Origin of the sequence: Nostoc sp. (assembly GCF_036917135.1) — a bacterium.
Lineage (GTDB): Bacteria > Cyanobacteriota > Cyanobacteriia > Cyanobacteriales > Nostocaceae > Nostoc.
This window is the reverse complement of sequence record NZ_JBALEA010000074.1, coordinates 21,296-43,407: the sequence shown is the minus strand read 5'-3', so window position 1 is coordinate 43,407 and position 22,112 is coordinate 21,296. Positions and strand designations below refer to the sequence as shown.

Annotated in this window: 28 protein-coding genes; 17 read left to right on the top strand and 11 right to left on the bottom strand. The window is 43.3% G+C overall.

Annotation, left to right across the window (positions count from 1 at the left end; all coding sequences use genetic code 11):
- Positions 1-65: 65 nt before the first annotated feature.
- Genes V7K50_RS23205 through V7K50_RS23180 form a run of 6 tightly spaced genes read right to left on the bottom strand, consistent with a single transcriptional unit; the run spans position 66 to position 4,892 of the window.
- A complete protein-coding gene (locus tag V7K50_RS23205) occupies positions 66-923 on the bottom strand; it encodes a hypothetical protein (RefSeq protein ID WP_334964134.1) in 858 nt (285 codons plus the stop codon).
- Positions 923-3,073: a hypothetical protein gene (locus V7K50_RS23200; RefSeq protein ID WP_334964132.1), complete on the bottom strand. Its 2,151-nt coding sequence runs from the start codon at positions 3,071-3,073 to the stop codon at positions 923-925. The genes V7K50_RS23205 and V7K50_RS23200 overlap by 1 nt, the downstream gene beginning before the upstream one ends.
- Positions 3,063-3,620, bottom strand: coding sequence for a hypothetical protein (locus tag V7K50_RS23195; RefSeq protein WP_334964131.1), 558 nt, complete (start codon positions 3,618-3,620; stop codon positions 3,063-3,065). The genes V7K50_RS23200 and V7K50_RS23195 overlap by 11 nt, the downstream gene beginning before the upstream one ends.
- Entirely contained in the window at positions 3,621-4,217 is a 597-nt protein-coding gene (locus V7K50_RS23190; protein ID WP_334964130.1) for a hypothetical protein, read from the bottom strand. It abuts the gene before it with no gap.
- Entirely contained in the window at positions 4,204-4,560 is a 357-nt protein-coding gene (locus tag V7K50_RS23185) for a hypothetical protein (RefSeq protein ID WP_334964128.1), read from the bottom strand. The genes V7K50_RS23190 and V7K50_RS23185 overlap by 14 nt, the downstream gene beginning before the upstream one ends.
- A gap of 2 nt (positions 4,561-4,562) precedes the next feature.
- Positions 4,563-4,892, bottom strand: a complete 330-nt coding sequence (locus tag V7K50_RS23180; protein ID WP_334964126.1) for a hypothetical protein — start codon at positions 4,890-4,892, stop codon at positions 4,563-4,565.
- A 217-nt stretch (positions 4,893-5,109) separates the two neighbouring features.
- Here V7K50_RS23180 and V7K50_RS23175 point away from each other — a divergent pair, with 217 nt between their 5' ends.
- From V7K50_RS23175 to V7K50_RS23165, 3 genes are all read left to right on the top strand, one after another.
- Positions 5,110-5,709, top strand: a complete 600-nt coding sequence (locus tag V7K50_RS23175) for a tyrosine-type recombinase/integrase (protein ID WP_334964124.1) — start codon at positions 5,110-5,112, stop codon at positions 5,707-5,709.
- Positions 5,710-5,817: 108 nt separating this feature from the next.
- Positions 5,818-6,003: a hypothetical protein gene (locus V7K50_RS23170; RefSeq protein ID WP_334964122.1), complete on the top strand. Its 186-nt coding sequence runs from the start codon at positions 5,818-5,820 to the stop codon at positions 6,001-6,003.
- 165 nt (positions 6,004-6,168) lie between these two features.
- Positions 6,169-6,507 carry a hypothetical protein gene (locus V7K50_RS23165; RefSeq protein WP_334964120.1) on the top strand — a complete coding sequence of 113 codons (339 nt, stop codon included), beginning with the start codon at positions 6,169-6,171 and terminating at the stop codon, positions 6,505-6,507.
- Positions 6,508-6,596: 89 nt separating this feature from the next.
- On the opposite strand, the gene V7K50_RS23160 is transcribed toward V7K50_RS23165, so the two are convergent.
- The 3 genes from V7K50_RS23160 to V7K50_RS23150 form a co-directional block, all read right to left on the bottom strand.
- Positions 6,597-7,172, bottom strand: a complete 576-nt coding sequence (locus V7K50_RS23160) for a DUF4102 domain-containing protein (RefSeq protein WP_334964118.1) — start codon at positions 7,170-7,172, stop codon at positions 6,597-6,599.
- Between the two features lie 65 nt (positions 7,173-7,237).
- Positions 7,238-7,936 (bottom strand): hypothetical protein, encoded by a 699-nt coding sequence (locus tag V7K50_RS23155; protein WP_334964116.1) that lies wholly within the window; start codon positions 7,934-7,936, stop codon positions 7,238-7,240.
- A gap of 89 nt (positions 7,937-8,025) precedes the next feature.
- Positions 8,026-8,295, bottom strand: a complete 270-nt coding sequence (locus tag V7K50_RS23150; protein WP_334964114.1) for a helix-turn-helix transcriptional regulator — start codon at positions 8,293-8,295, stop codon at positions 8,026-8,028.
- 541 nt (positions 8,296-8,836) lie between these two features.
- Here V7K50_RS23150 and V7K50_RS23145 point away from each other — a divergent pair.
- The 10 genes from V7K50_RS23145 (at position 8,837) to V7K50_RS23100 (ending at position 14,082) form a co-directional block, all read left to right on the top strand.
- On the top strand, positions 8,837-9,202 hold the full coding sequence (locus V7K50_RS23145; RefSeq protein WP_334964112.1) for a hypothetical protein: 366 nt from the start codon (positions 8,837-8,839) through the stop codon (positions 9,200-9,202).
- Between the two features lie 51 nt (positions 9,203-9,253).
- A complete protein-coding gene (locus V7K50_RS23140; RefSeq protein WP_334964110.1) occupies positions 9,254-9,469 on the top strand; it encodes a hypothetical protein in 216 nt (71 codons plus the stop codon).
- On the top strand, positions 9,466-9,666 hold the full coding sequence (locus V7K50_RS23135; protein ID WP_334964108.1) for a hypothetical protein: 201 nt from the start codon (positions 9,466-9,468) through the stop codon (positions 9,664-9,666). Before V7K50_RS23140 ends, V7K50_RS23135 begins: the two co-directional genes overlap by 4 nt.
- Positions 9,663-9,785, top strand: a complete 123-nt coding sequence (locus V7K50_RS23130) for a hypothetical protein (protein WP_334964106.1) — start codon at positions 9,663-9,665, stop codon at positions 9,783-9,785. The genes V7K50_RS23135 and V7K50_RS23130 overlap by 4 nt, the downstream gene beginning before the upstream one ends.
- Complete coding sequence (locus V7K50_RS23125; protein WP_334964104.1) at positions 9,775-10,986, top strand: ATP-binding protein; 1,212 nt, start codon at positions 9,775-9,777, stop codon at positions 10,984-10,986. Before V7K50_RS23130 ends, V7K50_RS23125 begins: the two co-directional genes overlap by 11 nt.
- Positions 10,987-11,074: 88 nt before the next feature.
- Positions 11,075-11,257, top strand: a complete 183-nt coding sequence (locus V7K50_RS23120; RefSeq protein WP_334964102.1) for a hypothetical protein — start codon at positions 11,075-11,077, stop codon at positions 11,255-11,257.
- A gap of 117 nt (positions 11,258-11,374) precedes the next feature.
- Positions 11,375-11,692 carry a hypothetical protein gene (locus V7K50_RS23115; protein ID WP_334964100.1) on the top strand — a complete coding sequence of 106 codons (318 nt, stop codon included), beginning with the start codon at positions 11,375-11,377 and terminating at the stop codon, positions 11,690-11,692.
- A gap of 34 nt (positions 11,693-11,726) precedes the next feature.
- Positions 11,727-12,197, top strand: coding sequence for a hypothetical protein (locus tag V7K50_RS23110; protein WP_334964098.1), 471 nt, complete (start codon positions 11,727-11,729; stop codon positions 12,195-12,197).
- A complete protein-coding gene (locus V7K50_RS23105) occupies positions 12,184-12,408 on the top strand; it encodes a hypothetical protein (protein ID WP_334964096.1) in 225 nt (74 codons plus the stop codon). The genes V7K50_RS23110 and V7K50_RS23105 overlap by 14 nt, the downstream gene beginning before the upstream one ends.
- A gap of 303 nt (positions 12,409-12,711) precedes the next feature.
- A complete protein-coding gene (locus V7K50_RS23100; protein WP_334964094.1) occupies positions 12,712-14,082 on the top strand; it encodes an IS110 family transposase in 1,371 nt (456 codons plus the stop codon).
- Positions 14,083-14,149: 67 nt separating this feature from the next.
- Here V7K50_RS23100 and V7K50_RS23095 read toward each other — a convergent pair whose 3' ends face one another.
- Positions 14,150-15,796 (bottom strand): alpha/beta hydrolase, encoded by a 1,647-nt coding sequence (locus V7K50_RS23095; RefSeq protein WP_334964092.1) that lies wholly within the window; start codon positions 15,794-15,796, stop codon positions 14,150-14,152.
- A gap of 668 nt (positions 15,797-16,464) precedes the next feature.
- Here V7K50_RS23095 and V7K50_RS23090 point away from each other — a divergent pair.
- Positions 16,465-16,917 (top strand): hypothetical protein, encoded by a 453-nt coding sequence (locus V7K50_RS23090; RefSeq protein WP_334964090.1) that lies wholly within the window; start codon positions 16,465-16,467, stop codon positions 16,915-16,917.
- A gap of 218 nt (positions 16,918-17,135) precedes the next feature.
- Here the strand turns inward: V7K50_RS23090 and V7K50_RS23085 are convergent, their stop codons facing one another.
- A complete protein-coding gene (locus V7K50_RS23085; RefSeq protein ID WP_334964088.1) occupies positions 17,136-18,191 on the bottom strand; it encodes a M28 family peptidase in 1,056 nt (351 codons plus the stop codon).
- A gap of 444 nt (positions 18,192-18,635) precedes the next feature.
- Here V7K50_RS23085 and V7K50_RS23080 point away from each other — a divergent pair, with 444 nt between their 5' ends.
- The 3 genes from V7K50_RS23080 to V7K50_RS23070 all read left to right on the top strand — a co-directional run bounded on the left by V7K50_RS23080 (position 18,636) and on the right by V7K50_RS23070 (position 22,000).
- On the top strand, positions 18,636-19,862 hold the full coding sequence (locus V7K50_RS23080; RefSeq protein ID WP_334964086.1) for a hybrid sensor histidine kinase/response regulator: 1,227 nt from the start codon (positions 18,636-18,638) through the stop codon (positions 19,860-19,862).
- Between the two features lie 217 nt (positions 19,863-20,079).
- Positions 20,080-21,327: an urease accessory protein UreH domain-containing protein gene (locus tag V7K50_RS23075; protein WP_334964084.1), complete on the top strand. Its 1,248-nt coding sequence runs from the start codon at positions 20,080-20,082 to the stop codon at positions 21,325-21,327.
- Positions 21,302-22,000, top strand: coding sequence for a hypothetical protein (locus tag V7K50_RS23070; RefSeq protein WP_334964082.1), 699 nt, complete (start codon positions 21,302-21,304; stop codon positions 21,998-22,000). The genes V7K50_RS23075 and V7K50_RS23070 overlap by 26 nt, the downstream gene beginning before the upstream one ends.
- Positions 22,001-22,112 lie beyond the last annotated feature (112 nt).

The window sequence follows — 22,112 nt, the reverse complement described above, 5'->3', positions numbered from 1 at the left end:
TTTTTTTCCATAGGAACCCTATAGGGTTCCATAAGTTTTTGACTCATTCTGATTACAGTAAAATCCTATGTAATTTTTACTAGAGACTTGTGTTTATATGTTGTATCAACTAGGAATACATGGTTGTCGTACCCTGGCACTTCAACAAAAGCATATCTAAAACGCACATTTACAATAGGTCTAAATCGTTTTTTGCGCCTTTCTTTACCGTATGAAAGTTGGACAGAAGTATTTGTGTCACTATTTTTTTCTGGAGTACTAATAGTTAGTTTGTTTTCGTCATAAGTTAAATCTTGAATCTCTAGACATCGCTGTATTATATCTACAATATCTGACTTGGTGTTGCCATAAATTTGCAAGCGATAACCGTGAGTTTCATCTCTATAAAGATGAATATTTTTACCTTTAGTAAAGACTACGCCTTCATTTCCTGTAACAAAGTGCAGTTTGACTTTTTCAGCTATTGTTAAAGCGTTCCCTGGAGTGAATGTTGCTTGTGTCTCAGTCATGAGCCGAAAAGAAATTTCAGCGTCTATGCGTGATTCTCCAGGTGTTATCGATTGTTCATCTTGTGAAAAATATAATGTTACCTTTGGATGTCCTGTTGCTACTGGTGCAAGTCCGTCTTTAGCTCCGTGGTAAATGATTAAATCAGACTTCCCGTATCCGAGTAAATCAAAAAGTAAATGATGCCTTAAATTCATCATTAATTGATTATCAGAATCTTGCATCGTGCAAGCGACACGCAAGCTGCTACGAGCGGTTGCAATATTTGGTTTCCAGTCACTTGGTAAATCTTTAAAGTAAAGCGCTACTACCGCATTGTGCTGTGGAATATACACATTTTGTAAATGCTCAAAGGGATCGAAATCTTCTGGTAAAGAGTCCCCTGGTGGGGAAGCGGGTACAATTGTGTCTGTCATTAGTCATTCGCATTAAAGATGTCGTCTAGTGTTGCCTGGATGATATTCGTACTATCTGCTTTGGCTTGTAGCGCTGCATTAGTAGTCACTTCTGGGGCTGGTTGCTCTAAACCTGGTTTATACTTTATTCGTAAACCTGTTTTTTCATCGAAAATTGGATTCCCATGCTCATCAACAGGGTCTTTTTGGTCAAGTGTTTTCTTTAATTCGACCACACTACTACTCAACTCTGCTGCCGCCGCAGTAATCCCTATTGGTATAGCGATAACCATTGCAATAGCTTGCAGCTTCTCGTTTGAAGTATTTAAGTACTCAAAGAATTTACCTTTCAGATTTGGTTGTGGGTTCATGAAGTTATAAGCCTTTTCGCCAACAACTCCCCAGGTCTTTAAAGCATTCCCAACCTTCCCGACATTCCCTGCTACTACTTCCAACCCTGCGGTAATTAATCCACCAAGGTTTGATATTTGATTAAATACATTACTCGCCGCTTGATATATTCGGTTAGCCTTAGCCCAATCCTCACTCATTGTTTGATAGTTAGCTTCACCAATAGTGTCAGCTATAACTTCGTGCATTGCTTTACCAAGAACACTGCTAAAGCTTATTGGTGTGCCATCAAGTCCTTTTGGCAGGATGAATCCAGTTACTTGGTCAACAATTTGAATGAATGTTTGTCCCAAGTTATTCGATAGCATCAATGCATTATGCACCGTTGCAGCAAATGTGAGTACAGTAAGAGCTTTTTCGATATAAGTGTTCTCGGCGACTGATTTTATTAGCCCAGATATTCCGCCAGTCACCTGAGTACCAAGCTTACTATTAATTGTATTTAGCACTGCTAATTGAGCGGCGTTGCTGACAGTGCTAACTAAAGTTAATATCTGTGTACATATCGCAAATATTGGTGCTAATGCAGCCGAGATTTTAGCTCCTACACCAACTATTAAAAACTTGATCTCTGCATTTTGCTGAACTATCAAAGCTTTTAAGCCCGCATCATTATATGGCACTGCATCTACTCCATCGCGTCCTTTTATTCCCGGTAATCCCCTTTGCCCAATACGTCCTGGTGCGCCTGCTACACCTGCTGCGCCTGTTGCACCCATAGCACCCGGTATTCCCGGTGCGCCTACAGCCCCAGGTGCGCCAGTTGCTCCCCTAGCCCCAGGTGCGCCAGGTATTCCAGGCAGTCCATCTAAACCGCGTATATACTTTATTCCTTGCACTAACGTAAGCGCTGTGGATGCTATGGTTAACGCAATTCCGGCTTTGTTTAGTGCATCGCCGCCTATCCCTATTCCTTTGTCCGCAGCCTTTTGTGCTGCGATCGCAGTTTCGTGGGCAATTATGGCGTTGGCGTTTGCGGTTGCAGCGTTGCGTACAGCACCATCAGCAGTGAGTTGAGCTTGTTTTGCTTCACCCAAAGCAGTATCAGCCGTGTTTTGTGCTGTCCGCGCCGCCCCAATTGCCGCTCCTGCTTTCAGGTCAGCAGCTTCACCGATGCCCTTAGCATCAATCGCTATTCCCCTTACTTGCCCGATCGAGGTTTCGTTGGCAGATAGTCGATTCTGTATCCCTAGGAACCTGCCTAAGATACCAGAAACACTAGACCCTAACGATACCAAACCGTTTTCTACCTCATCAATACGGGAACCAAGAGTTTCAAGCAGTTGAATGGTAGCAACTATATTTGCAATCGTACCAATGAGATTTAGTAATGGTAGTATTTCTGCTGCGAGTGCCCCTACCTTTGAAAGCGCTTCGCCGCCTATGCCTAGCGCGTTGGAAGCAACCTTTAAGGCGTTTGCTATACCTGCCTCTACTGCTGCAAGAGACCCATTTATTACTCCTACTAAGTCTTCTAATGCTGTTAGGCTAGCCCGCAAAGGGTTGATTCCCTGTGCAATGGTTATACCTACGGCTGGAAGGATCAAGTTTTGAGCGCCAAGTATCGATTGTTGTACTATTGCTGGTTGTTGAGAAGTATCAAGTTTTTTTCCTATCTCTGTTCTTAAAGGAGCGACTACACTCTCTGCTACCTGTTGAGCTATCTGCCTTACCTGTAGTTCGGTGAGTATATTTAATCTTCCGACTTGTGAATTTAAGGCTGATATTTGTGCCGATAATTCACTGCAATTATCTGCCATGATTCTTCACCCTCATTGTATTGGTAATGGCTTGTATTTGTGCAGCAGTAGAATTGCAATCGTTGCAGCAATATCCTGGGTAAGCGTCAGTGTGACATTTGCAAGTGCCCAGTGGACAGTCATCCTCGCAAGTGACAACAAATGTTGGTCTACTGTTAAAACCTCGTGTAAAGGCTTTACCTGTTGCATCCGTGACAGACAACGTGTAACCCTTACTTTTTACGAGATAAGAACAATTGCCAGTATTGTCAGGGTAGTAATTATCAAAATCACTGAATATACGATTATCGATAATACTTGGTATCGGACAAGCCCGTGTACCCGCACCGTTCTCGTAAGTTTGCCCGGCAGGTGAAACAGTGACACTTTCTACAGCGAAATCAAATGTTTGGTCTATCGGTGAACCCATTTGATGTGAATAGGATACCGTGTACCGCCCTTCCAATACTTCCACATCAACGGGCGGATTATTTGAAGTGAAAACAATTGTATTGCCATCACCAGAAATGGTAATCTTGGCAGTTTTAGAGCCATCGCAACTTCCCATTTAGCCTACCTTCCATAAATCAATCGAAGCGTATTTTTCTGGCGAGCCATCTGACACACTACCGCCGTAATTATAAATACTTGATACACTTATAGTTTTCGCCCAATACTGTAGCGATATCTGCTGTCCTGCTGCTACTGTAAATTTTCCACTCAAGAATATCGGCAAGGCTACGACACCATCACGATTTACCCATGCATTTAATCCCTGTATTAAGCTTGTATTTGAGGTTTTATTAAACAACCTAAGTTTGGCATCAGCAAAACTAAAAAATGTAGATTTTGCCTCCATGCAATAGATACCACTTGGCAATACAAAAGTATTACTTGAGAGTGTTACGCTACCAGTTTCATCGGTATCTATTAAGTTAATTGGTCTATCAGTCCAACTACCAAAGTTTGCATTCCCACCGTTTACACCCGATGCTAGGGTATGGGTTAATTGGATGAATGGAAGGTTTGAACCAGCACCAGCAATTCCCGACAATAAATTAGCTTTGGTGATACGACGTGTTGCACCATCAGTTTGCTGAATTGGTATCAGATCGCTATCATCTGGTATCGTTTTTTCGGTTCCCAAATCTTTAATTTGTGACATCTAGTGTGTACTCATTAATGATTATTTGATTATTGATGTACTTGGTATTGCTTCTATCGAATTGAAATGGTTGCCAGAGAAACATTTTTAACAGTAAGAATGCTTCTGAATTATCAAAATCAATTGGTTGATTGTTTTCATCGGTAATAGCTTGATTATTCTCATCTGTGATTACTCCCTGAAAAGCAGATAGAGCAGTAATCAATATTCCTACCAATAAACTCTCAGCAGTATTGGTAGACAAAGGAGTTAATCCTAGCAAGGAAGCTTTTTGGATTACCAGCATATTGGCATCCTGGTAAGCTCCCTCACCAAATATTTGAGTAAGGGAGAGTAGCTGCATGATTAATAATTATCAGGGTCAATAATGGATGATGTGTCTAATTTGGCAAGACTCACAGTTAAAGGATCGATGCGATAGGAGTCATTATTTGTGCCGCGAAAAGCAAAGCTAGAGAAGCTACTTTCAACATAAATGCTTTGGTCGATATTGCTATCGAAATTAGTTTTAGAAAGCGCTGGTTGTGCAGTAATTAGAATGCCCGTCAATAGACTTTCGCCAGTGTTCGTAGACGATGCTGTAAGTCGCAGCAAGTCAGCTTTATGGATCGTGAGTGTTGTTGCGTCTTGAGTAGCATTAGCACCAAAAATTTGTTGTAAGGTTAGTTCAGCCATGAATCGGATTTGATGAAGTGAATAAATCCGTTGTATGCCTTAATCAAATTTGTGTAAATGTTCTACTTTTATGTAAAACAAGCACAATCACTGAAGACGCGAAAGCCTTGCAGTGAATAGCATTAAGCCAGGTTTTGTTAATAGCTAAAAATAGAAATATTCCGGTTTAGCCATTGTGCAGGGTTAAACCGGAATAGTTAAGAAGAGAACAGATCGAATGAAAAATGATAGAGAAGGTCAAGCAGCTCTTCTGACTCATGCGGATTGCTCAAAAATTCGTACACAGATCAGGAGCCGCAAATACAAGTTGCTTTTTGATTTAGGTTGTTACACAGGTGAGCGCTGGGGTGCTTTAGTGCAGCTACGAGTGTCCGATGTATACGCTGAAGATGGCGCTCCCAGGGAGTATATCAATTTTCGAGCCAGAACGCGCAAGGCTAAACCCAAAAGTAAGGCACAAGATTCAGCTAAACGCAAAAATCGACAAGTGCCAGTCCATCCAGTTCTTCGGGAGATATTGCTTGGATACAAGCCAGAGTTAGATTCCCCTTGGCTGTTTCCTTGTCGGGAAGGGGACAAACCGATCGGGCTGCGGTGGGCAGACGCAATTCTACGCGCTGCGGTTGAGAAATCCGGGTTGTCAGCTAAGGGAATTAGTACCCACAGCACTCGCCGGACTTTTATCACCAACTTGGCCAAGAAAGGTATTAATTTGGCGACTATCAAAAAAATCACCGGACACACTGATTTAAAAGTGCTTTCAGCATACATCGAGGTGAGTGATGACGACGTGAAGAGCGCGATCGCAACTCTCTAAACTCCATAGTGACAAAGTTTACTCTTGAGGATAAGCTCAACTCGGTAGATGCGTCACAACGCGATCGCACTTCAACTACTGCGGTCGCATTTTTAACTTGGAGAAAATATGAATACTGCAATCAAAGAAATCACAGTTAGCGACCTGATCCAAGAACTACAAAACCTTCCTGGCGATGTACCAGTTACCCTCAAGGACAATTACGCTGAGACATTACTGATCGTTGGCTTTGAGGCTGGATCTGATGGCGTAACTATCTTCATCTCTGACGATAGCGAAAGCGAACCAGCTTAAAATTTGCTAGATTTCACCACTATGGTTTATTTTTGCGATCGCACTAAAGATAGCGCGATCGCTTTTCATTAGTCATTAGTCATTGGGCATTGGGGAATGGGGAGTAGGGAGTGGGGAACGAGGAATGGTAATATTGCCGTGTAACACGGCACTTTATATAAATGCATGGGACGGACTCGGACAACCTGGGAATCACGCAGCACTTGGAACGGTGGTAAAACAACATTAATCCGTGTGCCGATTGTGCTGAAGAATGACGTTTTAGCTTACGCTAGAGCGGTAGATTCCAAGCTGATAACCGACAAATCTAGAAATATCCCCTTACTGCCAGGAGATTTTTTACAAGAATTCACCCTTGGGCTGATTGAGCGGTACATCGAATTTAAACGGCTCAATTATCACCCTAACCAGAATTCAAGAGTTCTGGACACTAGCACCCGTGCATGGGATGAACTACGGAAGTTTCAGAAATTGGTTCAGGAGTCTCCTGAATTATTGGGTTGAACCCCTTGCGGCAAATTTGACAAAACCAGCGCTGCACAACATCGCCGTTGACCAAGGTGTAGCTACCGTGTTTGAAAACGAGGATACTTTCACATTTTGGGCATGGGGGGCGATTCATTCTTCCAGCCTTGGATTAACTGTTTAATCTCCACTGGTAATTTACCATTTGCGATCCAAACTTCCACATCTGCCTTTTTACGTCTGGCAATGATGCTGGTTACACTACCCAAGTAGATGCGGTTTTTCTTCCTGCCTACCATCCAGCAATAGCGGTAGTACCAATATTTATTACCTGACCGCTCTACCCAGTATTTCTCTACCCAGTGGGTATCGTGTTGGGGCGCAACTTTTTGGGTAATGTGTGATACCTGCGCCCCAACACGTATTCTCCACTCAGCCCAAGCAAGCGAATAATCATCCAAGTTTTTATAGTCGTCTGGATCTGGTCGCTCGTCGCTGTCATCAAAGAAAATTGTCAGTTGTCCGTTGTCACTTAACTTGCGGGGTACTTCCCCAAAGTCGGACGGATTCCAGTGATTATCTTCTTGTTGTTGGGGCGCAAGTATTTCATCCCAGTAAGGATCGTGAATGGTAACTCTGGTTTCACTTGTTGGGGTAACAGTGAATAATGCTAATTGCCCTGGCACATCAGAATTATGTTTCATAATGTTTGTGGATTATAAGAATTAGCGGACGTTACAGCGTCCGTTTTTTTATACAAAATCATCAACTAGTAGGGAATAGGAAATAATTCATCCCACTCTGTAGAGTTCCCAAACATTTGAAGTAAAAGATTGTAGTTGCGCGGGAACTCCCACCAACGCTCACGTAAACATCGGCGTATAAAACCTTCTGGATTAAGAATTTTATCTAAACCACCACGGAGATTAAACATTAAGAGTCCTAACTTAATCTCATTAGTTGGACGTTCAAGGACTTCTTTTTCGCTGGAGTCATAATGTATACCCGCTTCTGCCAGAGTCTCTAAGTTGATATCAGAATTAGAATGCTGCTGCTGTATATCAACCGGAACGAGACAACTATCATTTGAAGGGTCTAAAGTGTAACTTAAATTATGGCTTTGTAAGTTTTTTTCTCGCTTCTTTCTCGGTGGCTTCAACCATTCAAGGGGTCTTACAAGTAACTTAAATATCTTCCAAGAGTACTGCTTAACGACTTGGATAACTCTGTTTTCTACTAGCTGGTCAAATATCTGTTTGAGGTAATTATGTGAGTATCCTTTACCTCTTGCTTTGGCTACTGTGGCATTGAATTCTGATAAATCTGGCTCGACTTCTTCAGAGATTACACCCTGCCTCATTAGCCATTGCCAAAGTGATTTAGCGGCGGGGCAAATATGATGTTTGTAGCAGAATGCTTCATGTTCTTCCGTCCAAGGAAGTGCATTTTTAAGTGAATTTTCTGGCATAATACTATTAGTTACTTTTCAGAAAGCCACCACCGACTTCGACAATCTGGGTGGCTTTTTGGTTTTTTTAGACTTTGTGTTCAGTTTATCTATTCATTCAACTGTCCCTTTGGTGGTCCAAAGTCATCAGGTAAATCCTGGATAGTTTTACCCTTTGATCGCAGTAATCGGTCTAAAGATTTCATTTGAGTCACCGTAAAGGTAGGGACACTATCTCCTGCTTCCCAACGGCTAATAGTTCTAGCTGTTGTTCCAATGGCGCGTCCAAACTCGTCTTGAGACATATCTAGCTCAAGCCTCAGACTCCGCAATGGGGATTCTCCTTGTTGTTCGTTTCTACTCGGTCTTTTCTTTATCATGATACACGTTCTAGACACGTTGTCTAGAACGCTTGACAAATATCATGCGTCTAGACATAATGTCTGGTTAGAGGACAATAAAAGACCAGCCAAAAACCTGACTTGGCTAAGAACAGTATTTGGCTGATCTTTTGCTAGTGTCTCATCCAGATGTAAAGCTTCTGTGATCTCGCTCCCCCACGCCTAAACCTTTGCGTGGCAAATATGGAGCAAGCACCCACGCCATTGCCCTAGTGCCCCGGCGCGGAAACACCCTAAAACTGACTCAAAACCCAAGATTAATGGAGGTAAACCCAACTCAAAAAAGCTAAAACCCAGTCATAACAAGCATTTTACAAAAATAACTGGACTGCGATCGCAGTACTAAAGCCCGACTTAAGTGCCACATAAGAGGGACTATAACCCTAGTATTCAGGGACTTAAGTGCCACATAAGAGGGACTATAACCCTAGTATTCAAGGACTTAAGTGCCACATAAGAGGGACTATAACCCTAGTATTCAAGGACTTAAGTGCCACTATAACCCTAGTATTCAAGGACTATGGAAGCACTAGAAGCCACTAGTAATGGCACTAAAACAGGTTCTAAAACCGAAGAGAAGACCGAGGCAAAGCCCAAAAAAGAGAGAGCAAGGCGATACTTGCCATCTTTACCAAGTGCCGCATCTGCCGCAGACATGAACCAAGTTGAGTATTTGGGACTGTGCGATAGAACAGCCGTCGAATGGGATTCCTTGAGAAATTACGAAATGTTCAGTCTTTCACCAGATGGTTCATTTCCGATGATGAAAGTCAGCCGTAGCAAAGCCGTTCGCCTTGCAGATCGTGAGGTGATGATGGTTGGCGGTGGTCGCTGCTTTCGAGTTTCGTTATCTAACCATCCAAATCAAAACAAGCCCCAGTCTTGACCTGGAGCTTGTTTTAAAGAATCATCCGTCTCTACTTAACCAAAACTTACCATGATTAATGACCAACCGTTAACACCCAAAGAACAAAAAGTAGTTGAGGAATTTGAAAAGGCGCGTCCGGGACTGGGTGCGATCGCAGAAACCAACATCCGTAACAATGACAAAACCGGCTGGGCTGACATCATCGCCGACACCCCAGAAGAAGATTTGGTAGCCCGCCAGGGTTCCGCGTCTAATTCCTTCATGTACCGGAGGATCGGCGGATGAAAACACTCTCCGAGCTAATAACTGAAGGCTCATTACTATTGACCCAAATCAGCGATCATCCAGACTACCGAGCTTTAGTAGATGAGGGGTACAGCGCGGATTTAAATATTGCCGATGCTTGTACAGCGCTGGTGTACCTTTCTTGGGTGGTCGATCCGTTAGCAACAGTCCATGAAGTTCTTGAGGCTAAAGGATGAACCAAATTTCTATTCTTATCCTCACCCTAGCAGCGCTAATCATTGGCATCATTGCACTTTGCAAAGAGCAAAGCCAGCACCCTTTTTACTTGAAAATTGAGGTGCAGTATGGGAAATGATCTAATAGATATCAAAGTTTCAGCCCCTCCCAAAACCGCCAACGCGCACACCTGGGTAGAGATGCACCTACCCAATGCCAAAACCCTTGGGCGTTATTGTGCCTGGGGTCTGGGTCGTGTAGTCTTTTCCCTTGGGCTTTTCAGCCTTTACGGTGTCACAGCTGCTTTGAAGCTGGGCATTACCATATGTCAAGCAACAGAAAACGCCGTCAAAAAACTCCTGAAAGTCTACGATGCCTTGCCATACGCGGGGGTTCCCATGTCCCAAGTCATTGAAGCAAGCGCGGCTGTGATTGAGGAACCACTGGAAATCATCACCGATATCATCGCCGCCATTGAAGGTAAGCAGGTGATGATCATCGGCGAGATGGGCACTGGCAAGTCCACCCTTGCCCAGTACCTCGCTTACACCATCGGCGGCGCGGTGAAAGTCTATGAGTGTGAAGGTACTCCAACCGACTGGTCAGGCTTGGAAGTCATTGGCCGCGGCGAAAACTGGGTGGCAATCGACCAAGGAATGCTTGAGGATCTAGACGATTTGAGCAACCAAATGAAGATCCGCAACGAACGCGGGGACGCTGCATTAGCCAGCACCGAGCGCGTAATCATCGTTGAGGAGTACCCCGAACTGGTTTCAAAAGTAGGCAGTTCCGGCGAATGGCTGGAGCGCCACGCCAGGAGGGGAAGAAAAGCGCGGCGCTTCACGATCCTACTCTCGCAGTATGACCGTGTAGCCGCCTGGGGGCTGGAGGGTAAATCAGATTTAGCCGATGCTTTCTTCCGTATTCGCTTGGGTAAAAAGGCTTTAGCCCACGCCAAATCATTGAAAAACGAGCAGCTTATTAACTGGTTAAAACAAGACCAGTCACACTGCTTACTTGACGATCAACCCTTAAAACTCCCGCCATACAGGGAGATGAAAGCCGCAACAGTTCGCGGTGGTTCAACCATAGTCCAACCTTACTATGACAACGCGATCAACCCCCAAAAACGGGTTGAAAATGACCTCAAACCCGCTCTAGAAGCGGATTTAGGGGAAAATTGTTCTGATAACGACCGGGTACTTTGGCGGGTAATTCAACGCCTGGGAGGTGAGAAAAGTGATAGTGCGATCGTGACGGAGGTGCTTGGCTTCACTGGTAAGCGCTATGGCGAGGGGGCAGCGCTGCTGGAGCGGTTGCGGAAACAGTTCGGGGGTTAAATTTGCGATCGCGTCAACACTGACGCGATCGCAATTGATCCAAGCACTTCAAACTTGTACAAGTAAAAAATAGCACACAATCAACCTCATGAACATACAAGAATTTCATGTGCCAGAACCGGGAAACACGCTTGAGGCAATAGAAAAAACTACTCCTGAAATGCCGGCGTGGATAAATGTAGATCATCCTGAATTTCCCCGATATTTCATCATTTCACTTTTGGATAAAAAAGGAGAAGTAACTCACTGGTGGCAAAGCCTCCCTGTTTAACAAATGTATGAATCCTTAAGCATTAATGATTTTCGTCACATTTTATACATCATCAGGGATAACCATAAAAAGCACGATTCACTAACTCACAAACAAATTCGGGTTTATTTGAACTGCATGCACGAGTTATGGTCATCAGAAGAAATGTCATGCATTCCTGATTCCTATTACCTGCCATCCATCAAGTTCCACTTTTATGCAATGTCATGCCAACTTTCTCATGAAAAGCGTTCATTTCTTGCTGAGGAATTAGTCAAGTTGCTTTTGTTGTTAGACAAGCCCAATACCAATAACTCAAAACAACAGGATAACTTAACCCAGGTGGAATCAGAGCCAAAACAAAAGCTGACTGAGGAGGAGCCTGATCCGGATGATATCCCTTTTAAAGCTGGGGATACGAGCAGAAGTAGCCGTGGTATCCCCGACGGGTTTTGACTGAAATTTTTAGGAGATCGTGCCCTCAGTGGAAATGAATAAATACGCTATCAAACAAAGGCGGGAATACATCAAAGAGAAAATCCTTGATGCAAAACCAAACACAGCGATAACACTTGTTTCTCACTACGAAGAGGACGTAATGCTTTTGAGAAAAGCTTTTACCAAGGCGCTCAAGTCCAAAGCTGCGGCGAAAAACTTCACTTTGCATTTTTTACTACATATACCGCCTGATAAATCGCAATTGAAAAATCAATCCATGACTAACGTTGTAAATATCTCTCAACCAGATCCAGATTGGGATTATTACGAAACCTGGCAATCACTACAGACTATCAAAACTAAAATTGAAGCCGGAATAAAACTTATTTCCGGTGAAGAGACGGGAGACACCAGAACTGATAAAAAGCTGAAGGAAATACTAGAACCAGCCTTAGAACAACTTGAATCAGTCATCGAAAATGACTTAACAGACTACTCAGAGGATGCTGATGACTATGAGTGATTTTTCAGAAGATGATTTCATTTGTTTGCCCAAAGATACTTTGATTCTGAATACTTTAGCTATGGGAATAGCTATACAAATACTTGCCAAAATAACTGGGGAAACCATAGAAGCATGGAAGGACTATATAGGGGTAAAAGCTCATGAGCAGCATCGTCAATTATCCACCGAGCAAATTGAGAAAATACTTGGGGAGCTTAAAAACTTATAGAGTGCCTGATGAGGCTACCTGACACAGTAGCCGAAACGGTGGCATTGTTGCCACCGTCGCGGGTTGTGTCCAAAGCAGTTCCGCAAGTTAATTAGTATTGTGCAGCGTTTATATAGAATTGCGCCACTGAACTGCGGCGTTCCCCACTTCATGCGCGACACTTCTCTAATTAATTCCCCGAATGCGTTTACTCCTGAATCGCGCCCCTCAAGTGTGGGGCGTTAGGGTGATTCGTGCGCTATTAAGTTCGGGTAGCTCAAAGGATGCCAGTCCTTGAAACCACCACTTATTTTTCGCTGAACCATGACAATAGAATTAACAATTTTGGGAATTGATGTTAGTAAGTCAAGTGTTACAACTCACATTTTAACACAGTATCCCAAGGGCGGATTACAGGCATATTGGAATAAAACAAGAAATAAAGCATCTACTTTATATCCGGCTTTTTACTCCAATCCTGATGCTAAGAAAAAGCAAAAATCAGCTTTTGACTTTGCTGATTACCTAGCAGAAATCAAGCCAGATTACGCAATCCTAGAACCGACAGGGAATCACTATTCAAGACTGTGGGCATCCATCCTCAATAAGTTAGAAATTAAAATTCTGTGGGTTGGTCACGTCGAATTGCGGCGTTATCGCGGCGGAAAGAATCTACCCAACAAAAGTGATCCGGCTGACGCTTTAGCAATGGCCGCTTACGGACACGATCCAGATCACTGGTTGGAGGCTGGGGACTTAAATCTGAGGTATTTTCTCATGCACCGCCCGGAACCTATAGATGAACTCCGCGGCCTCTGCCAGCAACTTGAACACCTTAATCGGGTGCAATCGCCAATTGTGAATTATGCTAGACAGCTTCTCGCTTGGCAATTCCCAGAAGTTGCCCACACCAAGAGCGCATCTACTAAACCAGGATTTCTCCCGCCGCTCTGGGCATGGTTGGCTAAAAGGCTCGAAATTTCTCCCGCCGGGAAAACCAGGATAGAAAATCGCTATAAAATATCCATTGCCAAAGACTACGGCATTGAAATTGACCCAATTCTAGAATTACACGCCGAATGGATGTGCGATATCTCACTCTATGAGCAGCGCTTGGAAGCAAGAATCACCGAAATGTTGTCTGAGTCAGCATTCAAGCCTTACATGAGCGTGTTTGACAAGTTCGGTTTTGGGCTAAGAGTGCGATCGCGTTTGCTTACCAGAATTTACCCCTTTGAGTCGTTCCTGGGTATCAATGGCAAGCCCATAATTGAGTACGAAGTTAGGGAAGTGAAAAAAACGGAGCGCGATCGCAAAAACGGAGAAACCACCGTGAGGCGGTTAGCAGGTGAGACGAAACGGATTAAACGCAACCGCAGCCGCGACACTTTCAAAATGCGTTTGGGTATGGGCACCGTTCTAGAACAGTCCGGCGATGGTTTAGTTGAGAAACCAAGCGGTTCGTCGCTCTGCCGAATTAGTCTGTGGCAGTATGTCCTAACTGGTGTAGAAACTGGCAGACTACCAGAGAACGAACTGACCAAAGAATTGATTAACTACCGTGACTTACTCAAAGCCAACGTCACCGAACAAGGTGAAAAGCTGTTAGGTGGTAAACACATCCAGGGAAAGCTGATGAGCAAGGTAGTTAACTTACTGTTCCAAGAATTGTGTAAAATAATTCCCGTGGACTGATGCGAAAACCCTTCATCAAAATGAAGGGTTGATAAATCTCTGAAACTTTCAGTTACCCTGAAGTTACTTATTTATCAACAAATTCTTTTACTACTGTCATAGCGTCAGGAGTAATCTGGGTAATTAGGCGAAATGGGAATGCGGAAGTTGAAGCAAACTGGGCGTAATCTGATGTCAGAAAGACAGCGTACTTTTTAGCTTCTGGAGTCATCTGGAAAGCAAAGGCCAAAGCTATAGCTTTAACGTACTTGCGAACATCTGCTGCTTGTTCACCCACAACTTCACCGCCACTAATGGGTGTATTTGGTTTTCCGATCTGATCCAATGTGGTGTTGGGGTCTTTTACACTGAGATGAGTACCCCCAACTATACCAACTAGCCATTTTGGGGATGGGATTTTGGCAAATCCCGCAATCTGTTCAGTTAAAGCTGGGGTGGTTTTATCTGCCGAACTTGCTAGCACTAGGGTAGGAATTTGCACCTTAGTTAACCCAGTTTCGCCAAACATCAGAGAAGTTGTCGGATTGAGAGCGATCGCCTGTTTGATTCTAGTATCCCGTAGTTGATAGCTATTTTCTGGTAGTTTTTGAGCGATGCACTGCATAACTTCTCCCTCACTGAAGATAGTCAAGTTCTTTTGACAGCGTTGTTTGAGTCGTTCTAGTTGTAACTCGGCTCCAGCAATTTCTAAAGCTGTACCACCACCAAAAGAATGGCCAATGACCATCGCGTTATTGGTTGCAAGTTTCCCTTGTAGCGGCTGATTAGCCGTTTGGTTGAGCTTTTCTAATTCGTCGAGAACAAAACTAATATCTTTAGGGCGATCCAAAAACTCCTGAGGCTTCATAACACTGGTTTTGCCTTGTAATGCTGAGTCAGTATTTGTCTGGTTACTACCGGGATGTTCTAAAGCTGCTACTACATAACCGTGGGATGCTAAATGTTCTGCCAGGTAATGCAAGTCTGTGCGGACTGATGAGAAGCCGTGAGAAAGGACAATTAAGGGTTTGTCGGGAGTTACAGCAGTTGACCAATAAATATCAACTGGAATTTGACGATTCCGCTTTTGGTCATTCAGGCTTAAGTTGAGTATTTTTACTTCAGCATTTCCTGGTTGGCTGGGGTCAAAAGGGAAAGCAATCTGCGGTGTTTTGGGGTCAATTTGGGGAGCGATCGCTAGCATAAATTGCTGGGTACGCCAAAAAGCTGTATTTAAACTCCCTGCAACTATAAAAGCTTGTGACAAATTAATTTCTAGGCGTTTACTGGGATAAGCGGTAATAAAACTCAGTATAGAAAGACCCTGCGGTGCAGTAGAGCCTAATACCAATGCTGACCTCAGTGCTTGGACTCCAGCTTCGTCTTTTCGGATTAAGGCTGTGGCGAAATCATTGAGAATACTTGTACCAATCTGAGTATTGAGTAACTTATCAACGGTGACAACATTCATTGGTATATTCATCCCCAGCGCCCCCAAGAGGAAGCGGCGTTGTTGTTCAGATAATCCTTGAGCGTAAGGCTGCAAACTCCCAGACAATTCGCCAGTTTTTGCAGCCTTTTGCAACTCAGCAACAGAGACGGATTCTGTAAATAAACCCAAATGCACAACAACGGTGTCAGCTGCGATCGCCGAAGTATTTGCGCCGAACTGTGTAAGTACAATTGCGCTAAATAAACCCGCAACCGTCTTAAGACTTCTCCAAGTTTTTCTCATAAAAATTTATACCAACTGTTACTTACGGGAATATAACTAATATTTGTGTATTTGACTACCCCATTAATTGCCTAGAAATCAGAGCAGATTTTTTCCTAAACTGGATGGCGATGTATACGAGGTGCTATTGGGCGTCGCCCTGATATCCTCAAAGCATCTGCTGCTGTGAACAGATACCATTTCTTTGTGAGGCTGCGCCAAATTTTCTCTCTTTGTGTCCAACTCTTACGAGAAGCTGCGCGTAGCTTGCTTCGACCTAGGAGTATGCGCCCTTTGCGGTTCGTTCCTCATGTAGTTTGGCGCATCTTCATACAGAATTGGTAAGAGTGAGATCAAAAACATCAGAAAAGCAACGGATTGTAGAATTCATCACAGCTAAAAAATTGAGCATAAATCAGTGTTAACAGCCACAAAAGCCCGATTGTTTCTGGGCTAGGTTTAAGACTGTAACGGAGCTACTAGAACACGCATCTACAATCTGCACTTTTTGAGGGCTGATATCTTAACTACAATTTTTTGGAGAGAAAAGTTTAACCGACCGCTTAATATTTTGTCTTTGCTCTTGACAACCTATTGCAGACATATCGCATGGATAGTCTTACTGCTGTAGCTGCAATATCATTACTCCTCAAATTTTACCAGCCGCATCAACAACTTCTCTTGGCTTTATGCGTCGCAGACTCCGCTATATTTTAATTTTGCTGCTCTCCCTGAGTATTATTACACTGTGGTGGCCTGTGAATGATTCTGATTGCGATTTCGAGGCTTTTCTCGCATCAAAAACTCCAAAATTTCAACTACAGGCTACTAAGGTTGTTGTTCATCCCTGGCGTGGTCGTCACCATGTATATGGAATTTTTATGATTCCTGATCAATACAAACAAGCTCCATTTTTTGTGGTAACAGTCCAAGGTGCTGGCAGCTATTGTGCCAAACAATCTGGTTATCAAAAAAACTTTGATGATATCTTTGCTAAACCAGGAACTTATCTAGTAAGGAAGTTTATTAGAACTCGAGCAGCTCTGCGGCTCATTCTCCAAGGTTTGTACTTTCAGGTCAATGATAAACAGAATTGGACGTTGACTTTCCCAGAACCAAAAGTTAGTCAACCTAATTCGTAATTATAGCCCCATCCTCATTGTTCTGTCCTTGAATTGTTTTGACGTAGCACTGCTAGGTCTCTACAAGGGTTCTGGGTAACGCATATTTAATTTCTGGAGATGTCTATTACAGCAGTTTTCATGTATTTGAACCACATCTGTCGTAGGGGCACAGCATTGCTGTGCCCCTACCGCGTGGCCTATTTACCTGAAAATAGCTGTAATTACGAATTATTCACTCAGCTTGGTGGTTGAGTTTCCAAAACCTCCGTTTTCTCTAATAAGGCAGTAGTAGCATTGACTACAATTTGTGCTGCTCCTGTGAAAAAGGATCGCTCGATAGTTGCTGGAACATCAGTAGGTTGATGATAGTGCGGAGTACGTAAATTTGCGGTATCTGTCACCAGCACAGCGCCCACACCCTGATACCAAAAGGGTGCATGGTCGCTGCGTAGGGTATCGGGTGTCAGTAAACCTTTTAGAGGAATCGGCAGTGTCAGTACTAATGGCAGATTTGATTCTTCTTTATTCAGGGCGGTTGAGGGAATATTTTGTGAGTTTTGAAAGGCATTCAGTAAAGGCAAATGTTCTGTATCACCGACTACTGCCAAAAAGTCGCCCTTGTCGCTAGGTGGTGTAAGAGGCAATCCGGGGGGGTATTTTTGACACCCTGAAGTGTAACAAGCATAACCCACCATATCCATAACGATCGCTCCGCCCAAATTTTGCAAACGTGCTTTCTTGCTCACGAAAGCCTGACTCCCTAAAAGTCCTGCTTCTTCTTTGTCAAAAAAAGCTAGTTGTAATGTCCGTGGTGTAGAACGGGAACCGAGCAACCGGGCAACTTCTAGCACCACAGCTACACCACTGCCGTTATCATCGGCACCAGGGGACAAGAAAACAGTGTCGTAATGCGCTCCTACGAGAATTGCTTTAGCAGCTTTGTTAGTTCCTGGGCGTTCGGCAAAAATATTCACACCTTCAGAGAACTTTTCCAATTTGGGGTTCCAGCCTAATTTTCTCAGTTCAGTTGTGATGTAAGTGCGAGTAAGCGATCGCTCTGTTGTTGTGTAGCGCTGAAAATTTAACTTTTGGATATGGGTTAACAGCTTGTCAGTAGACACTTGCAGGCCAATATTAACTTTTCTTACTTCTGCCCGTGGTTGGGCTGTTTCCAGTGGAATGCGCTCAACAATTGTCGGTGAGGGACGCTGTTCAAAAAACGTGCTACCTCTACTACCCACCACGGCAACTGCCATCAGCGCCAACAGCATCAGCCAAATCCATTTTTTCATGTGATTTATCCTTGGCTCATCGGAGTTGTAGTAAGTTCAATTTGGATATTTCGATTTGTTAGCTGTTTGCGGTGTACACAATACAATTAAAGAGTGTATAGAGATATGATTTTTTCGGGAAAAACTGTGAGTTAATTAGGTTATATTTATTGAGATAATCTACTAGATTAGCTGCAAATTTTGATCCAAAAAATTAGAATGCTCAGTATCTTTTTTGTGCAAAACTTAGTTAATTAAGCAGCTAGCTCGAAGCTTCAGTATATATTATCTATTAGCATAAAACAGAGTTTACGGAGATGCAAAAAATAAAATACCCAGGAGTTTCAAGGATATTTTTAATAAAGCTACAATATTTTAGCGCTTTCGCCAAGAAGGTCAAAAGCTAGGTTCATAGTATTTTATTATTTGTAGACACCTCAAAATTCATTTTATAAAAAGCAGCTTATGAACGTGACCAGCATTTTATCAAACACACAGACAACAGAGAAAATTCGGGTTCTGGTTGTTGAGGATGAGTATATACTCGCCATGAATTTACAAGAAATTTTAGAATTGCTGGGATACACTGTTTCAGATATTACCGATTCGGCAGAAACGGCAATTGATAAAGCTGGTGAACTACTCCCAAACTTGGTTTTGATGGATATCCGGTTGCGGGGTGAGATGGACGGTATTCAGGCGGCGGAGCTAATCTGGAATCGTTTTCAAATCCCTGTCCTCTATATTACCGGACATTCTGACAAAAGCACTGTAGAGCGGGCTAAAATGACATTTGCTTTTGGTTATATCCTCAAACCTGTCAAGGAGCAACAACTTTATGTTGCTATTCAAACAGCACTCAATCGCTATCAACGTGAGAAATTGTCACAATCCCAACGGCTCAACCAGTTGAAAAAGAATTTTTTGGGAACCGCCTCTCATGAAATGCGAATGCCTTTATTGAACATCAAAATGACAATTTCCGTGCTAGAAAATCTTCTGGAGCGAGAGGGCATTTTAAATTCAGAGCTACTTTCTCCATTTGAGTCTGTAGCTAGCTACCTAACTATTCTGCGTCAACAGTCCGAAGAAGGGTTAGATTTAGTGAACAATTTGCTGTCTCTGCAAATGATTGATACAGATACATATCCATTAGAATTAACTTCATTTCAACTTCAAGACTGGCTTCCTCAGACAGCCTTGTATTTTCGAGAACGCGCTCGATCTCAGCAACAAATTTTCCAGGTTAGTATCCCCGAAAATTTACCGCCTATGGTTTCAGACTTAGGTGTTGTTACCAAAATCATCTCCGAATTACTCAATAATGCCTGTAAATATTCTCCTCCTGATGAGGAGATTAGATTAACTGTCAAAATTATCTACATTACAAAAAGTGCAATCAATAAAGATGCTCAATCTGGTATAATTACCAATTCTCAACTGCCCTTCTTTGAAATTACAATTAGCAATTCTGGCGTAATAATCCCCAAAAAAGAGCAATCTCGAATCTTTGAGCCATTTTACCGAATTCCTCACAACGATTTCTGGAAAATTGGCGGGACAGGATTGGGCTTGGCATTAGTTAAGAACCTTGTAGAATATATCCAAGGCACGATAGAAGTTACCAGTATTCAAGATTTGACAATATTCACAGTTTTACTACCGTTAAGCCTGTCAGATTTATCACCTTAAACGAAGATTATATTTATTCATACGTGTATTTTAAAAATCAAATATGAGTGCTACAGACTTTTCTAGAGTAAACATCAAGTTTTACGCTTTGTCTTTTGACAGCGATCGCAACTTAACTTACACTTCCGCACTAGAGGAGTGCTGAGTACTAAGTAAAAAAGAAAAAACTTCTGATTCTGACACTCAGGACTCATGACTCAGAACTCAGGGCTTTTTTATGGTAGATTTATTGCTGATCGCGATCGTGGGGTTCCTGGGGAGTTTTGGACATTGCTTTGGGATGTGTGGCCCTCTAACAGTGGCATTTTCTCTGTCTCATCAGCCGAAACAGACATCACCCTTAGAAAAGTCTGAAAGTTGGCAACAGCAATTAAAATTTCATGTCTTGCTAAACCTAGGGCGGATGTTGAGCTATGCTCTAGTCGGTGGTGGTATTGGGGCGCTAGGTTCAGTATTGCTGCAAGGTGGACAGCTAGCGGGTGTTGGTAGCGACTTCCGGCGCTGGATGGCAATTCTGACTGGTGTGATGCTGATTTGGTTTGGCTTAGGACAAGTAAAACCCGATTTGCTGCCGCGTATTCCCGTGTTACATCCCCTATTGCAAGGTAGTTTACACGATCGCCTCAGCACCGGAATGGTTAAGCTTTCCTTAAAAACCAAATGGTGGACACCAATGCTTTTGGGGATGACTTGGGGTTTAATGCCCTGTGGTTTCCTCTATGCTGCCCAAATTAAAGCTGCTGAAACTGGCAATTTATGGATGGGTGGGGCAACGATGCTAGCTTTTGGCTTGGGAACCCTGCCGACGATGCTAGGTGTCGGCGTTTCCACATCTTTGGTAAGTAAAGACAGGCGCAGTCAGTTATTTCGATTAGGTGGTTGGGTGACACTCACCATTGGCGCTATCACCTTGTTGCGGACTGGTGACACAATGGTAGATTACACCGGACACGCCGCTTTATTTTGCTTAATTTTGGCGTTAATTGCGCGTCCCATTAGTGGCTTGTGGGCTTCACCACTGCGTTACCGCCGCGCCTTGGGAGTGGGATCTTTTGTGCTTTCTGTGGTTCACACCGCCCACATGATAGAACACTCATTGCAATGGAATTTTGCCGCCTTTGATTTTATGCCGCCAGAATTTCAGTGGGGTATGGCTGCGGGTGCTGTAGCATTGGTATTAATGTCCCCCGCCGCTTTTACGAGTTGGGAATCCTTGCAGAAATCTTGGGGTAAGCGTTGGCGACAGATTCATCTATTGGGTGTGCCAGCCTTGCTCTTGAGTGTCATTCATACTGTGTTGATTGGTTCCCATTACTTGGGTTCCTTGCAATCAACTTGGGGAAATAAATTAGCGGTAGTAGTGATGGGAATTATTACCCTCGGTGTCTTGCTAGTACGTTCACGCTTTTTTTGGTCAAAGTTAGCCGTAGAAAAGTTTTATGTTCCCCCAACCAAATCACGGTAAATCATCTTTGTTTTCTGGCTCCATTTCAACGAGTCAAAAACAGAGGAATTACCTATTTAAAGGCATTTCTTGGCAGAGTCAAGGAACAATAAAGTATTTATTATTCCTGAGTTGCTTAGTTATATCAATAACTAATCTTAACCCTGCGTCTGCTCATAAAGTAGAAGTAGCTGGAGATGTCGGCGGCACCCTCCACATTGAACCAAATGATAATCCCCGTGCTGGAGAACCCTCCCAAGCCTGGTTTGCACTTACCCGCAGAGGTGGAAAGGTGATTCCCCTGTCACAGTGTAATTGTCAGTTGGCTGTTTATGCCGAACCATATCCAGCCGGAGAACCTGCATTGCTGGAACCAGAGTTAAAACCTGTGGCAACTGAACGCTATCAAGGTATCCCAGGTGCGGAAATTGTCTTTCCCAAACCAGGTATTTATGAGCTGCAACTAAATGGTAAACCAGTCTCAGGGGCAAGATTCAAACCCTTTAAGTTCAAATTTGAAGTTACTGTGGCAGGAGGATCTACGCAAGATACACAAAACCAGCGAGATGTCAATGGTAATTTAGTAGATGGTGAATCTCAGAAATTACCAACTTGGGCGATCGCACTGCCAATCTTCGGATTTATCGCCATCTTAGTTGTAGTACTGCGAAGTATGGGAGGAGGGAGGGAGTAGGGAGTGGGGAGTGGGGAGAAACAACAGAGCAATTTTTCTCCCTCATCCCCTGGGCTAGTGGTTGAGGTTGTCGAATTGAAACAGTTGTTCAATTCGGGATTGCATTAATAGA

Bases quoted from the DNA above. Each gene is read 5' to 3' on its own strand.
- V7K50_RS23205 (WP_334964134.1), bottom strand. From the start codon at position 923: ATGACAGACACAATTGTACCCGCTTCCCCACCAGGGGACTCTTTACCA.
- V7K50_RS23200 (WP_334964132.1), bottom strand. From the start codon at position 3,073: ATGGCAGATAATTGCAGTGAATTATCGGCACAAATATCAGCCTTAAAT.
- V7K50_RS23195 (WP_334964131.1), bottom strand. From the start codon at position 3,620: ATGGGAAGTTGCGATGGCTCTAAAACTGCCAAGATTACCATTTCTGGT.
- V7K50_RS23190 (WP_334964130.1), bottom strand. From the start codon at position 4,217: ATGTCACAAATTAAAGATTTGGGAACCGAAAAAACGATACCAGATGAT.
- V7K50_RS23185 (WP_334964128.1), bottom strand. From the start codon at position 4,560: ATGCAGCTACTCTCCCTTACTCAAATATTTGGTGAGGGAGCTTACCAG.
- V7K50_RS23180 (WP_334964126.1), bottom strand. From the start codon at position 4,892: ATGGCTGAACTAACCTTACAACAAATTTTTGGTGCTAATGCTACTCAA.
- V7K50_RS23175 (WP_334964124.1), top strand. From the start codon at position 5,110: ATGAAAAATGATAGAGAAGGTCAAGCAGCTCTTCTGACTCATGCGGAT.
- V7K50_RS23170 (WP_334964122.1), top strand. From the start codon at position 5,818: ATGAATACTGCAATCAAAGAAATCACAGTTAGCGACCTGATCCAAGAA.
- V7K50_RS23165 (WP_334964120.1), top strand. From the start codon at position 6,169: ATGGGACGGACTCGGACAACCTGGGAATCACGCAGCACTTGGAACGGT.
- V7K50_RS23160 (WP_334964118.1), bottom strand. From the start codon at position 7,172: ATGAAACATAATTCTGATGTGCCAGGGCAATTAGCATTATTCACTGTT.
- V7K50_RS23155 (WP_334964116.1), bottom strand. From the start codon at position 7,936: ATGCCAGAAAATTCACTTAAAAATGCACTTCCTTGGACGGAAGAACAT.
- V7K50_RS23150 (WP_334964114.1), bottom strand. From the start codon at position 8,295: ATGATAAAGAAAAGACCGAGTAGAAACGAACAACAAGGAGAATCCCCA.
- V7K50_RS23145 (WP_334964112.1), top strand. From the start codon at position 8,837: ATGGAAGCACTAGAAGCCACTAGTAATGGCACTAAAACAGGTTCTAAA.
- V7K50_RS23140 (WP_334964110.1), top strand. From the start codon at position 9,254: ATGATTAATGACCAACCGTTAACACCCAAAGAACAAAAAGTAGTTGAG.
- V7K50_RS23135 (WP_334964108.1), top strand. From the start codon at position 9,466: ATGAAAACACTCTCCGAGCTAATAACTGAAGGCTCATTACTATTGACC.
- V7K50_RS23130 (WP_334964106.1), top strand. From the start codon at position 9,663: ATGAACCAAATTTCTATTCTTATCCTCACCCTAGCAGCGCTAATCATT.
- V7K50_RS23125 (WP_334964104.1), top strand. From the start codon at position 9,775: ATGGGAAATGATCTAATAGATATCAAAGTTTCAGCCCCTCCCAAAACC.
- V7K50_RS23120 (WP_334964102.1), top strand. From the start codon at position 11,075: ATGAACATACAAGAATTTCATGTGCCAGAACCGGGAAACACGCTTGAG.
- V7K50_RS23115 (WP_334964100.1), top strand. From the start codon at position 11,375: ATGCACGAGTTATGGTCATCAGAAGAAATGTCATGCATTCCTGATTCC.
- V7K50_RS23110 (WP_334964098.1), top strand. From the start codon at position 11,727: ATGAATAAATACGCTATCAAACAAAGGCGGGAATACATCAAAGAGAAA.
- V7K50_RS23105 (WP_334964096.1), top strand. From the start codon at position 12,184: ATGACTATGAGTGATTTTTCAGAAGATGATTTCATTTGTTTGCCCAAA.
- V7K50_RS23100 (WP_334964094.1), top strand. From the start codon at position 12,712: ATGACAATAGAATTAACAATTTTGGGAATTGATGTTAGTAAGTCAAGT.
- V7K50_RS23095 (WP_334964092.1), bottom strand. From the start codon at position 15,796: ATGAGAAAAACTTGGAGAAGTCTTAAGACGGTTGCGGGTTTATTTAGC.
- V7K50_RS23090 (WP_334964090.1), top strand. From the start codon at position 16,465: ATGCGTCGCAGACTCCGCTATATTTTAATTTTGCTGCTCTCCCTGAGT.
- V7K50_RS23085 (WP_334964088.1), bottom strand. From the start codon at position 18,191: ATGAAAAAATGGATTTGGCTGATGCTGTTGGCGCTGATGGCAGTTGCC.
- V7K50_RS23080 (WP_334964086.1), top strand. From the start codon at position 18,636: ATGAACGTGACCAGCATTTTATCAAACACACAGACAACAGAGAAAATT.
- V7K50_RS23075 (WP_334964084.1), top strand. From the start codon at position 20,080: ATGGTAGATTTATTGCTGATCGCGATCGTGGGGTTCCTGGGGAGTTTT.
- V7K50_RS23070 (WP_334964082.1), top strand. From the start codon at position 21,302: ATGTTCCCCCAACCAAATCACGGTAAATCATCTTTGTTTTCTGGCTCC.